At 65.9% G+C, this 12786-nt stretch carries 11 protein-coding genes; 8 read left to right on the top strand and 3 right to left on the bottom strand.

Annotation, left to right across the window (positions count from 1 at the left end; translation table 11 throughout):
• Positions 1-89 precede the first annotated feature (89 nt).
• Positions 90-1841, top strand: coding sequence for an NAD+ synthase (locus ACE10Z_RS28170; RefSeq protein ID WP_375783668.1), 1752 nt, complete (start codon positions 90-92; stop codon positions 1839-1841).
• 3 nt (positions 1842-1844) lie between these two features.
• Here ACE10Z_RS28170 and ACE10Z_RS28165 read toward each other — a convergent pair whose 3' ends face one another.
• Positions 1845-2990, bottom strand: a complete 1146-nt coding sequence (locus ACE10Z_RS28165; protein ID WP_375783667.1) for a DUF2865 domain-containing protein — start codon at positions 2988-2990, stop codon at positions 1845-1847.
• Between the two features lie 143 nt (positions 2991-3133).
• Positions 3134-3442, bottom strand: coding sequence for a hypothetical protein (locus ACE10Z_RS28160; protein WP_375783666.1), 309 nt, complete (start codon positions 3440-3442; stop codon positions 3134-3136).
• A 295-nt stretch (positions 3443-3737) separates the two neighbouring features.
• Between ACE10Z_RS28160 and cysS the strand changes: the two genes are divergently transcribed.
• The 4 genes from cysS (at position 3738) to ACE10Z_RS28140 (ending at position 7754) form a co-directional block, all read left to right on the top strand.
• Positions 3738-5153: a cysteine--tRNA ligase gene (gene cysS / locus ACE10Z_RS28155; RefSeq protein ID WP_375783665.1), complete on the top strand. Its 1416-nt coding sequence runs from the start codon at positions 3738-3740 to the stop codon at positions 5151-5153.
• The gene (locus ACE10Z_RS28150) at positions 5150-5656 is read left to right on the top strand and encodes a GNAT family N-acetyltransferase (protein WP_375783664.1); all 507 of its coding nucleotides are present in this window, start codon (positions 5150-5152) and stop codon (positions 5654-5656) included. Before cysS ends, ACE10Z_RS28150 begins: the two co-directional genes overlap by 4 nt.
• Positions 5653-7251, top strand: a complete 1599-nt coding sequence (gene cimA / locus ACE10Z_RS28145; RefSeq protein WP_375783663.1) for a citramalate synthase — start codon at positions 5653-5655, stop codon at positions 7249-7251. Before ACE10Z_RS28150 ends, cimA begins: the two co-directional genes overlap by 4 nt.
• Before the next feature lie 125 nt (positions 7252-7376).
• Positions 7377-7754: a VOC family protein gene (locus tag ACE10Z_RS28140; protein ID WP_375783662.1), complete on the top strand. Its 378-nt coding sequence runs from the start codon at positions 7377-7379 to the stop codon at positions 7752-7754.
• Between the two features lie 178 nt (positions 7755-7932).
• Here the strand turns inward: ACE10Z_RS28140 and ACE10Z_RS28135 are convergent, their stop codons facing one another.
• On the bottom strand, positions 7933-8538 hold the full coding sequence (locus ACE10Z_RS28135; protein ID WP_375783661.1) for a TIGR00730 family Rossman fold protein: 606 nt from the start codon (positions 8536-8538) through the stop codon (positions 7933-7935).
• 213 nt (positions 8539-8751) lie between these two features.
• Here ACE10Z_RS28135 and ACE10Z_RS28130 point away from each other — a divergent pair, with 213 nt between their 5' ends.
• The 3 genes from ACE10Z_RS28130 to pssA all read left to right on the top strand — a co-directional run bounded on the left by ACE10Z_RS28130 (position 8752) and on the right by pssA (position 12550).
• Positions 8752-10740 carry an ABCB family ABC transporter ATP-binding protein/permease gene (locus ACE10Z_RS28130; RefSeq protein WP_375783660.1) on the top strand — a complete coding sequence of 663 codons (1989 nt, stop codon included), beginning with the start codon at positions 8752-8754 and terminating at the stop codon, positions 10738-10740.
• 53 nt (positions 10741-10793) lie between these two features.
• On the top strand, positions 10794-11492 hold the full coding sequence (locus ACE10Z_RS28125; protein WP_050404685.1) for a phosphatidylserine decarboxylase: 699 nt from the start codon (positions 10794-10796) through the stop codon (positions 11490-11492).
• A 179-nt stretch (positions 11493-11671) separates the two neighbouring features.
• Complete coding sequence (gene pssA, locus ACE10Z_RS28120) at positions 11672-12550, top strand: CDP-diacylglycerol--serine O-phosphatidyltransferase (protein WP_375783659.1); 879 nt, start codon at positions 11672-11674, stop codon at positions 12548-12550.
• Positions 12551-12786: the final 236 nt, after the last annotated feature.

Here is a 12786-nt window from a genome sequence, read left to right as displayed (position 1 = left end):
CGGCGCCGGCGATCCCAGTGCGATTTCTGCAATCGCACCATGATCGGACGACCATTGCAGTTTGCCGTTGTGCGGGACAACATAAAGCTATGAGCGAACAACAGATCAAGATCACCCTGGCGCAACTCAATCCGACGGTCGGTGACGTCACCGGCAACGCCGCGAAGGCGCGTGCCGCGCGCGACAAGGCGAAAGCCGACGGCGCCGACCTCGTGGTGCTGTCGGAGCTGTTCATCGCCGGCTATCCGCCGGAGGATCTGGTGCTCAAGCCGGCGTTCCAGTCGGCCTGCCGCGCCGCGATCGAGGAACTGGCGCGCGAGACCAAAGATGGCGGCCCGGCGATGCTGATCGGCACGCCCTGGGTCGAGGACGGCAAGCTCTACAATGCCTGTGCGCTGCTTGACGGCGGACGCATCGCCGCGCTGCGCTTCAAGGCCAATCTGCCGAACTACGGGGTGTTCGACGAGAAGCGGCTGTTCGCGCGCGGCCCGGCATCAGGCCCGGTGACGGTGCGCGGCGTGCGCATCGGCGTGCCGATCTGCGAGGACATCTGGCTCGAGGAATCCGAGGACTACGAGAACGTCGTCGAGTGCCTGGCCGAGACCGGCGCCGAGATCCTGATCGTGCCGAACGGCTCGCCCTATGCCCGCGACAAGGCCGATCTTCGCCTCTCGATCGTGGTCGCGCGCGTCACCGAGAGCGGGCTGCCGCTGGTCTATCTCAATGAGATGGGCGGCCAGGACGAGCTGATCTTCGACGGCGCCTCGTTTGCGCTGAACGCCGATCTCTCCGTGGCGGCGCAGCTGCCGGCGTTCGAGGAGAACATCACGACGCTGACCTGGCGCAAGACCGCGGATGGCTGGCGCTGCAACGGGCCGATCACGCCGCAGCTCGAGGGCGACAAGGCCGATTATGCGGCCTGTGTGCTTGGCCTGCGCGACTATGTCCGCAAGAACGGTTTTCCCGGCGTGCTGCTCGGTGTCTCCGGCGGCATCGACTCGGCGCTGTGTGCGGCGATCGCTGTCGACGCGCTCGGCGCCGACAAGGTGCGCGGCGTGATGCTGCCGTTCCGCTACACCGCGCAGGTGTCGCTCGACGATGCCGCCAAGCTCGCCGCCGCACTCGGCATCCGCTACGAGATCCTGCCGATTGCCGACGCCGTCAACGGGTTCGAGACTATTCTCGCGCCGGTGTTCAAAGGGCTGGAGCGTGACATCACCGAGGAGAATCTGCAGGCGCGCGCCCGCGGCACGCTCCTGATGGCGATCTCCAACAAGACCGGCGCCATGGTGGTGACGACAGGCAACAAGTCGGAGATGTCGGTCGGCTACGCCACGCTGTACGGCGACATGAATGGCGGCTTCAACCCGATCAAGGACATCTACAAGACCGAGGTGTTCCGCCTGTCGAGCCTGCGCAATGAATGGAAGCCGGACGGCGCGCTCGGCCCGTCGGGCGAGGTGATCCCGGTCAACATCATCATCCGGCCGCCGACCGCGGAGTTGCGCGAGAACCAGACCGACCAGGATTCGCTGCCGCCCTACGAGGTGCTGGATGCGATCCTCGAACGGCTGGTGGAGCGCGAGGAGCCGCTTGCGACCATCATCGAGGCCGGCTTCGACCGCGATGTGGTGACCCGCGTCGATCGCCTGCTCAACATCGCCGAATACAAGCGGCGGCAGGCGGCGCCGGGGGTGAAGGTAACGCGGAAGAATTTCGGCCGCGACCGCCGCTATCCCATCACCAACCGCTTCCGCGATTTCGGCAAGGCGCTGCCGGAGCCGGACGAGAAGCTGGTGACGCGCGGCTCGCGCGCGTCGGCTGAAGCGTTCGAGGGGTGAGCCTTACTGCTTCTTCGGGATGAAGGTCGGGCCGACCGTGCGGATCTGGCCGTCGCTCGCGGGCGCGGCCGGCGCGGTCGCGTCGGCTGCAGCAGGTTGTTGCTGCTGAGCCGCTGCCGCAGGCGCGCCCTTCTTGCCGGCGGCGGCCTTGGTCTGCGCGCGCTGCTGCATCTTCCGCGCGCTCTCCTCGGTGACGATGATGTCGCCCTGCTGCGTGGCGGCCGCCTGGTCGTCGACCGCCTTCAGTGCCTCCGCCCAACTCTGGCCGGCCGCCTTGCAGGAGCAGGACGGATTGAACTCGGTGCGGTACTTGAAGGCGTTCGGCAGCGACGAGTAGGACTGGCCGCTGATCGAGACCGCCTGGTTGATGTCCTCGCCGGGATTGCGGTAGGCGAACAGGCTGGCCTCCGCGGCCGGGCACTGCGCCTTGCAGATTTGCTCGTCGGCGGCAAAGCGCGCCTGACTGGTCGCGAACGAGATCGGGAAATAGGCGCCGTCGCAGGTGCGGACGCAGACGGTGCGGTAGGTGCCGGACTGTCCGCCATATTGCGCGTCAGGCGGGGGCAGCGGATTGGGATTGCCGCCACCACCGCCGCCGCCGCCGAACAGGTTCTCGAGGAAGTTGCCGGGGCCACGCGCGGCCGCCGCGTATTGCGGGCCGCAATTGTTCTGCGCCAGTGCGGTCAATACCGAGCGGCGCTGGTTCTCGCGATCGGCGCCGCCGAGCCCGCCGGTGCGCAGCCGCTCGAGATTTGCGGTCATCTGGTCGAGATTGGCGCGCATCTGCTGAATCTGGTTGTTGACCGGTCCGCACTGCGCCGAGTTGTTATTAAAGAGCGACAAGAACCCGGAGCTGTCGCAGCCCATGCGCCGGGCCTGCGCCGTCACGCGATCCAATTCGCCCTGCTGCCGGGTTGCCGCGTCCTGATAGCGACGGATCTGCTCGTCCTTGGCCGGATCGCCGCCGCCACGATCGATTGCCGCCAGCTGGCCTTCGAGCCGGGCGCACATCGGATTGGCCTGGGGAGCCGGGCCGGGCGGGCCCGGGGGCACCTGTGCCAGGGCATGCGTGGCGGGCAGCGCGATGCCGGCCAACAAGGCGCTAGTCAGAAACCAGCGGGAGAAGCGAGAACGGGAGCTATTGGGCATATCCGGCCATTAAAACGACGCCGCGCGGCGATCAACGCCAAAGCGCGCGGGCAAGGCCGCTGCAATAGCCGTTTCTCGGGGCAGCGTCACGTCGTTTCCGGGGCGCCGGTGTGGCAATAACCCCGTTTGTCCAGCGGCTTGGCTCAGCGCTGGCAGGTGATGGCGACGTATTCGCCGCAGCTGTTGCCCCGGCATGTCTCGTTCGCGGCGTGCGGAACCGCGCCGGTGATCTCATCGGGATCGACGCGGCGGTAATTGGTGGCCTGCGCAAAATCGCGTGACCGGCAGTAGGCACGAGCGGCGGAGGCGCCGCACCGGTCACCGCGGGCCAGGCACTGGTCGATGCCGTATCCGTCGGCCTGGTTGGCGACGATGAAAACCCGGCTGTCGGCCAAGGCGGCCGAGGAGACAAGGACGAACGTGCAGGCAATCAATGCTGAAATGGGCCGCATGGTGCACCGTTGAAAATGGCGGAGAATCCGCTGGCCCTCCCGTACGCCCAATTCCTTAATAATGATTAACCATGAGGGCGTTGGCGTGATTTCGGTGCGACGCGGGCTGCATAACGCCCGAAAACTGCCCCTTGACGCGATAAGGGGGCCGTGAGACACGATGGAACCATGAACGGCCACCTCGCCATCTGCAGCATTTGCCGCGAGATTATGAGCTAGCGATTCGCTGGCTGAGGCCGTCTTTTCTCAATCACCCTGAGATCACTGGACGCCCGGCCGCAAGGGACGGTGATCCATGGAATTGCGCCTTTACGACACGTTGACCCGGGAGAAGCGGCCGTTCGTGCCGCTCGATGCCGACAACGTCCGCATGTATGCCTGCGGACCGACGGTCTATGACTTCGCCCATATCGGCAACGGCCGGGCGGCTATTGTCTTCGACGTGTTGTTCCGCGCGCTGCGCCATCGCTATGGCACAGGTCACGTCACCTATGTCCGCAACATCACTGACGTCGACGACAAGATCAACGTCCGCGCCGCGCGGGACTATCCCGGCGTGCCCTTGAACGAGGCGATCCGCAAGGTCACCGAGCAGACCTACCAGCAGTATCAGGACGACGTCACCGCGCTCGGCTGCTTGCCGCCGACCGTGCAGCCGCGCGCCACCGAGCACATCCCGGAGATGCGCGCGATCATCGAGAAGCTGGTCGCCGGCGGCTTTGCCTATGTCGCCGAGGATCACGTGCTGTTCTCGCCGCAGGCGATGAACGCGGCTAACTCCACGCTGCCGCGCTACGGCGCGCTGTCGAAGCGCTCGCTCGACGAGATGATCGCGGGCGCGCGCGTCGATGTCGCGCCCTACAAGCGCGACAACACCGACTTCGTGCTGTGGAAGCCGTCGAAGCCGGGCGAGCCGTCGTGGCCGTCACCGGCCGGCATTGCGGCCGAGGGTCGGCCCGGCTGGCACATCGAGTGCTCGGCGATGGCCTGGAAGCATCTCGGCGAAAAGTTCGACATCCATGGCGGCGGCATCGACCTGGTGTTCCCGCACCATGAGAACGAGCTCGCGCAGACTTGCTGCGCGTTCCATACCGACCGCATGGCCAATGTCTGGATGCACAACGGCTTCCTGCAGATCGAGAGCGAGAAGATGTCGAAGTCGCTCGGCAACTTCTTCACGATCCGCGATCTGCTGGCGGATTGGCCGGGCGAGGTGCTGCGCCTCAGCATGCTGCGAACGCACTACCGTTCGCCGCTCGACTGGACCCTGAAGAGCGCGGAGGAAGCCGCAAGGACGCTCGACGACTGGTATGCAGTGGCGGCCGACGCCGAGTCCGGAACGCCGTCGCCGGCGATGGTCGAGGCGCTCTACGACGACCTCAACACGGCGCAGGCCATGGCCGTGCTGCACAGCCTGCGGAATGCTGCCGCCAGCAATGAAGCGAGCCGCAAGGAATTTGCCGGCTCGCTGCGGCTGCTCGGCTTCCTGTCGGAGAGCGCGGCGTCGTGGAAGGGTCGCAAGGAGCAGGCCAGCGGTGTCGATGCCGCCGCCGTCGAGGCGCTGATCGCCGAGCGCACCGCGGCGCGTGCGAGGAAGGACTTCAAGGAGTCCGACCGGATCCGCGATCAGCTCGCCGCGATGGGCGTCGCGATCAAGGACGGCAAGGATGCCGAAGGAAAGCCGATGACGACCTGGGAGGTTGCGCGATGAGCCGGTCCGCACCCGCTTTGCGCCCGTATCTGCCTGACGACGCGCCGCTGCTGGCGGCGATCTTCGCGGCGTCGATCATGGACCTCACCGGCGACGATTACAGCGAGGCGCAGCAGGAAGCCTGGGCGATGGCCGCCGACGACGAGGAGGCCTTCGGCAAGAAGCTCGCCGGTCAGCTGACGCTGATCGCGACCTTGCAGGGCGCGCCGGTCGGCTTCGCCTCGCTGAAGGGGGCCGATCGCATCGACATGCTCTATGTGCATCCGAGCGCCGTGGGGCAGGGTGCGGGCAGCGCGCTGTGCGATGCGCTGGAGAAGATCGCGAGTGCCCGCGGCACCAAGGCCCTCAAGGTCGATGCCAGCGACACCGCGCTCGAATTCTTCCGCAAACGTGGCTACGTCGCGCAGCAGCGCAATACGGTGACCATCAACGACGAATGGCTCGCCAACACCACGATGCAGAAGACACTCGACGGCATCGCGGTCCCGGGAGGCCACGCATGAGCCGCGAGCGCCTCTATCTGTTCGACACCACGCTGCGCGACGGCGCGCAGACCAATGGCGTCGACTTCACGCTGCAGGACAAGCAGGTGATATCCGGCATGCTCGACGCGCTCGGTATCGACTACGTCGAGGGCGGTTACCCAGGCGCCAATCCGACCGACACCGAGTTCTTCAGCAGGAAGCCTGCGTTCGGCCACGCGCGCTTCACCGCGTTCGGCATGACGCGGCGGCCCGGCCGTTCGGCCTCGAACGATCCGGGGCTCGCCGGCATCCTCGAGGCCAAGGCGGACGCGATCTGCTTCGTCGCCAAATCCTCCGCCTACCAGGTCCGCGTCGCGCTCGAGACCACCAACGAGGAGAACCTTGCCTCGATCCGCGACAGCGTCGCGGCCGCCAAGGCGCTCGGCCGCGAGGTAATGGTCGACTGCGAGCATTTCTTCGACGGCTACAAGGAGAACCGCGACTATGCGCTCGCCTGTGCCATTGCGGCCTATCAGGCCGGCGCGCGCTGGGTGGTGCTGTGCGACACCAATGGCGGCACCATGCCGCACGAGATCGAGACCATCGTCGCTGACGTCGTCAAGCAGGTGCCGGGCGCCCATGTCGGCATTCATGCCCATAACGACACCGAGCAGGCGGTGGCCAATTCGCTGGCCGCGGTGCGCGCCGGCGCACGGCAGATCCAGGGCACGCTCAACGGCCTCGGCGAGCGCTGCGGCAACGCCAATCTCTGCTCGCTGATCCCGACCCTGAAGCTGAAGCAGGAGTTTGCCGACAAGTTCGAGATCGGCGTCACCACCGAGAAGATGGCGACGCTGGTGAAGGTGTCGCGCACCCTCGACGACATGCTGAACCGCGCGCCCAATCGCCATGCCGCTTACGTCGGCGAGAGCGCCTTCGTCACCAAGACCGGCATCCATGCCTCCGCGGTCATGAAGGATCCGCAGACCTATGAGCACGTGCTGCCGGATTCCGTCGGCAACCACCGCAAGGTGCTGGTCTCGGATCAGGCCGGCCGCTCCAACGTGATGGCCGAGCTCGACCGCGCCGGCATCGCCTACGACAAGAGCGATCCGCGGCTGACGCGCCTGGTCGAGGAGCTGAAGGAGCGCGAGGCCGCGGGCTTCGCCTATGAATCGGCGAACGCCTCGTTCGACCTCTTGGCGCGCCGCACGCTCGGCAAGGTGCCGGAATATTTCAAGGTCGAGCAGTTCGACGTCAATGTCGAGCAGCGCTATAACGCCAACGGCCAGCGCGTTACGGTGGCGCTCGCGGTGGTGAAGGTCGACGTCGACGGCGAGCGGTTGATCTCGGCCGCCGAGGGCAACGGTCCGGTCAACGCGCTCGACGTGGCGCTGCGCAAGGACCTCGGCAAGTACCAGAAATACATCGATGGCCTGAAGCTGATCGACTACCGCGTGCGAATCCTCAATGGCGGCACCGAGGCGGTCACGCGGGTGTTGATCGAAAGTGAGGACGAGACCGGCGAGAGCTGGACCACGGTCGGCGTCTCGCCCAATATCATCGACGCCTCGTTCCAGGCGCTGATGGACTCGGTGTTCTACAAGCTGGTGAAGTCGGGCGCGCAGGCGTGAAGGCGGCTGCGAAGCAGACAGGCGTCATTGCGAGCGAAGCGAAGCAATCCACCTTTCAGCGCGCAAGGATGCATGGATTGCTTCGTCGCTTCGCTCCTCGCAATGACGGGGAGGAAGGAGGGCCCATGATCGACCACGTCTCCGTCGGCGTCCGCGATCTCGAACGCGCCGCGCGGTTCTATGAGCCGACGCTGGCCGCGCTCGGCCTGAGCCGTCTGGTCACGCGGCCGGCGACGATCGGCTTCGGCAAGGCCTATCCCGAATTCTGGATCAATCTGCGCGCCGCGATGGCGCAGGTCGCGCATGAGAGCGGCAGCCACATCTGCCTGCGCGCGAAGACCACCGCCGAGGTCGATGCCTTCCACGCCGCCGCGCTGGCATCCGGCGGCGGATCCGATGGCGCCCCGGGCCTGCGCCCGCACGACCGCGTGCGCTACTATGCAGCCTTCGTGCTCGACCCCGATGGCAACCGCATCGAGGCCGTGACGTTTCCGAGCGAGTGAGATTCAGTGACTAGCGTTTATCCCGATCCGTCATCCTGAGGAGCGGCGTTAGCCGCGTCTCGAAGGATGAATCGGCCACCAGCCGGGCCGTGCATCCTTCGAGACGCGCGTGCCGCGCTCCTCAGGATGACGGGAATAAGGCTGGTGCGAGCCGACGAGGTCGCTGAAGCATTCTCGTTTACAGCCGCCGCGCCACCTCGGGTGCGAGCTCCTTCGCGGCCGCCGGCTTGCCGGCCACGGCCGAACGCAACCGGGGCAAAATCTCGTCGACGCGGTCGGCCATCAGGACGTTGATCGGCAGCGTCGCGCGGATGAACTCGGTCATGCGCATGTGGTTCAGCAGCGAGAGCAGGGGCTCCCAGAAGTTGTCGATGTTGGCGAGCAGGATCGGCTTGGAGTGACGACCGAGCTGCTGCCAGGTCAATTGCTCGACCAGCTCCTCCAGCGTGCCGATGCCGCCGGGCAGTGCGACGAACGCATCCGAGCGCTCGAACATCAGCCGCTTGCGCTCATGCATGTCGGGGGTGACGATCATCTCCTGAACCGAGGTCAGCGCATTCTCGCGCGCGCGCAGGAATTCCGGAATGATGCCGGTGACGGAGCCGCCATGGTCGAGGGTGGATTTCGCGACCGCGCCCATCAGGCCGATCGAGCCGCCGCCATAGACCAGGCGCACGTTGTTGTCCGCAAAGGCCTTGCCGAGCGCGACGGCAGCTTCAACGAAACGGGGATTGTTACCGGGGCCGGAGCCGCAATAAACACAGACAGTCTTGATTTGGTTCATACGATCCTTGTGGCACTGCAGCGTAAACAGGGTCAAGACTCGGATATGGGGATTGAGGGCCAAAAAATCCCGTAAATTCCCGCGAATCGCGAACAATTTTCGTCATAAGCCTGTACGCCGCGTTCAAACGATCTATATGACGGGCACAATGGCAAATCGTGGAAAAGATGTGGCCGCGGACCGCCGCGCCATGACGTCGCGAGCGGGCTCCTGATGGTGCCGCCGCAACAGACTGTGACCGCGGCCGACCAGCCCACGGCCACGACGCCCGCCGCCGAGAAGGGGACGCTGCTCGGCACCCTCGTTCATCTCTGGCCCTACATCTGGCCCGGCGATCGCGCCGATCTGAAGATGCGCGTCATCTGGTCGGTGGTGCTGCTGCTGTTCGCCAAGCTCGCGACGCTGTCGGTGCCGTTCACCTTCAAATGGGCGATCGACGCGCTGAACGGCACGGGATCGGCGCCGGTCGCGGCCTCGAACTGGATGGTCTGGCTGATCGCCTCGCCGGTGCTGATGACCATCAGCTACGGCGCGGTGCGCATCATCATGGCGGTGCTGACGCAGTGGCGCGACGGCATCTTCGCCCGGGTCGCGATGCACGCGGTGCGGCGGCTCGCCTACATCACCTTCGTGCACATGCACGAGCTGTCGCTGCGCTTCCATCTCGAACGCAAGACCGGCGGCCTGACCCGCGTGCTGGAGCGCGGCCGCTCCGGCATCGAGACCATCGTGCGGATGGTGATCCTGCAGCTGATCCCGACCATCGTCGAGGTCACGCTGCTGGCAGGGGTGCTGCTCTGGCAGTTCGACTGGCGCTACGTGCTCGCGGTGCTGATCACGGTCGTCGTGTTCATGTACTACACCTACATCGCGACCGAGTGGCGGATCGAGATCCGCCGCAAGATGAACGATTCCGACACCGAGGCGAACACCAAGGCGATCGACTCGCTGCTCAACTACGAGACGGTGAAATATTTCGGCGCCGAGGAGCGCGAGGCCAGGCGCTACGACCGCTCGATGGAACGCTACGAGCAGGCCAGCGTGAAGACCTATACCTCGCTCGCGGTGCTCAACACCGGACAGGCGATCATCTTCACCGCCGGCCTGACCGCGACCATGCTGATGTGCGCGTTCGGCATCCGCAACGGCACCCACACCGTCGGCGATTTCGTGCTGATCAACTCGATGATGATCCAGCTGTACCAGCCGCTGAATTTCATGGGCATGGTGTATCGCGAGATCAAGCAGGCGATCATCGACATCGAGAAGATGTTCGACGTGCTGGCGCGCGATCCCGAGGTGAGGGATGTTCCAGGCGCCAAGCCGCTCGTGGTGTCGTCCGGCAGCGTGCGCTTCGAGGACGTCCGCTTCGCCTACGAGCCCGACCGGCAGATACTGAAAGGCCTGAGCTTCGAGGTGCCGGCCGGCAAGACGGTCGCGATCGTCGGTCCCTCCGGCGCCGGTAAATCGACGATCTCGCGGCTGTTGTTCCGGCTCTACGACGTCTCCTCCGGCCGCATCCTGATCGACGGCCAGGACATCAAGACCGTAACGCAGACCTCGCTGCGGTCGGCGATCGGCATGGTGCCGCAGGACACCGTGCTGTTCAACGACACCATCCGCTACAACATCCGCTATGGCCGCTGGGATGCCGGCGACGATGAGGTGGAGGAGGCGGCGCGGCTGGCGCAGATCGACGGCTTCATCCGGATGTCGCCGCAGGGCTACGAGACCCAGGTCGGCGAGCGCGGCCTGAAACTCTCCGGCGGCGAGAAGCAGCGCGTCGCGATCGCGCGCACGGTGCTGAAGGCGCCGCCGATCCTGGTGCTGGACGAGGCGACCTCCGCGCTCGACAGTCACACCGAGCACGAGATCCAGGGCGCGCTGGAGCGGGTCTCGCGCAACCGCACCTCGCTGGTGATCGCGCACCGGCTGTCGACCATCGTCGGTGCCGACGAGATCATCGTGCTGGACCAGGGCCGGATCGCTGAACGCGGCACGCATGCGCGGCTTTTGGCCTCGGGCGGCCTCTACGCCAGCATGTGGAACCGGCAGCGCGAGGCGGAGGAGGCCCGCGAACGGCTCGCCCAGGTCGATGATGACGGCAGCGCGCCGAATCGCTTGCCGCCCGTGGCCACCGATTCGCCAGAGGATTCCTCCCCGGTTGCGGGCGAGAAACCCTTGCCGACCGCCGCGGAATAGTCGATTTAGGGCCTCTCCCGCCAAACGGGGCGGGGAAACGCAAGCGAGCTCTGATGTCGATCGCCAATTCCATCCGCGCGCAGATCCCGCCGATCCACCCCGAGGGCTATCCCTTCATCGGCGGCTTCGCTCTGGCGAGCCTGATCCTGTTCTGGATCTGGACCCCGCTGGGCTGGATCGGGACGCTGCTCACGGTCTGGTGCGCGCTGTTCTTCCGCGATCCCGTACGCGTGACGCCGCTGCGCGACGGCATCGTGGTGTCGCCGGCCGATGGCCGCGTCTCCATGGTGGTGCAGGCGCTGCCGCCGGCCGAGCTTGGTCTCGGCGACAAGCCGCTGCCGCGCGTCTCGGTGTTCATGAGCGTGTTCAACTGCCACGTGAACCGCAGCCCGGTGGCCGGCCGCATCGACCGCATCGCCTACCGGCCTGGCGCCTTCATCAATGCCGAGCTCGACAAGGCGAGCGAGGACAATGAGCGCAACTCGCTGGTGATCTCGAGCGCCAATGGACGCATCGGCGTGGTCCAGATCGCCGGTCTCGTGGCGCGCCGCATCGTCTGCTTCGTCAAGGAAGGGCAATCGATCGGCGCCGGCGAGCGCTTCGGCCTGATCCGCTTCGGCTCGCGGCTCGACGTCTACTTGCCCGAGGGCACCAAGGCGCTGGTCTCGGAAGGCCAGACGGCGGTCGCCGGCGAGACGATTCTGGCGGATTTCCGCAACGCCGACCCGGGCCGCACCTACCGCGCCGATTAACTCTGTTTCGCCAGCCTGGAGCTCCCGTTCCGCTCGGAATCGGATCGGGAGCTCTGGTTTGCTGTTTTGACGCGTTTTCTTAACGCGAACCGGTATCGATTTCGTCGGGAAACGCCTTAACCAGCCGGTTCCCGCGGCAATGGCGGAGCGGGGCAGCGCTTGCTATATTGCAAACCATGATGCCCTTTGATCCCAATTCCAGCGAGTTGCGCCGCCGCCGGTTCCGCCCGATCCCGGTGCGGATGCTCGTGCCGAACATGATCACGCTGCTGGCGATCTGCGCCGGCCTGACCGCAATCCGGCTGTCGACGGAAGGGCGGATGGAGCTTGCGGTCGCCGCCATCGTGTTCGCCGCGATCCTCGACGGTATCGACGGCCGCGTCGCCCGCATGATCAAAGGCCAGTCGAAATTCGGCGCCGAGCTCGACAGCCTCGCCGACTTCGTCAATTTCGGGGTCGCGCCGGGCCTGATCCTGTATTTCTGGCAGCTGCATGAATTGAACAATGGCGGCTGGATCGCCGCGATGGTGTTCGCGATCTCCGGCGGCCTGCGCCTGGCGCGCTTCAACGCCTCGATCGACGACCCGAACAAGCCGGCCTTCGCCGCGAATTACTTTACCGGCGTGCCGGCACCGGCCGGCGCGATCACGGTGCTGCTGCCGATCTATCTCGCCTTCCTCGGCGTGCCGATGCCGCCGGCGACGTTGACGGCGTTCTATACGCTCCTGATCGCCTTCCTGATGGTGTCGCGGCTGCCGGTGTTCTCTGGCAAGACCGTGAAGATGCGCGTGCCGCCGGAGATGGTGCTGCCGGTGTTCGTCTCGGTGGTGTTCTTCGTGGCGCTGCTGATCGGCTATCCCTGGCACATCCTGTCGGCGGGCTCGGTCGCCTATTTGATCAGCCTGCCCTGGGGCTGGAAGTCCTACCGCGACCAGGAACGCGCCCTTGCAGTGCAGACGCAAGGTGCAGGCGCGCCGATGGCGGCGCAAGCCGCCACGCCCTACACGGCGCCGGTCGCGGATGCTGACAACGACGATCGTCCCACGCATTTGCACTGAGACCTCTTACTCGCCCAACCCGTCATCCTGAGGTGCGAGCGAAGCGAGCCTCGAAGGATGCACGGCCACCAGCCGGGCCGTCGACCCTTCGAGACGGCCGCTTGCGCGGCCTCCTCAGGGTGACGGTGGTGCAGTTGTTTCGTCCCAGCAAATATCAGCCATGAGCGTGGCTCGGTTGGGTTCGCCTGCGATCTCGGCTATAGCCTGAGGCGGCCCAGCGAACGCCAAAAATCAGG

It is taken from the genome of Bradyrhizobium sp. Pha-3 (genome assembly GCF_042258615.1).
Lineage (GTDB): Bacteria > Pseudomonadota > Alphaproteobacteria > Rhizobiales > Xanthobacteraceae > Bradyrhizobium.
The sequence above is the reverse complement of the archived record's forward strand: the minus strand, read 5'-3'. Positions and strand labels throughout refer to the sequence as shown.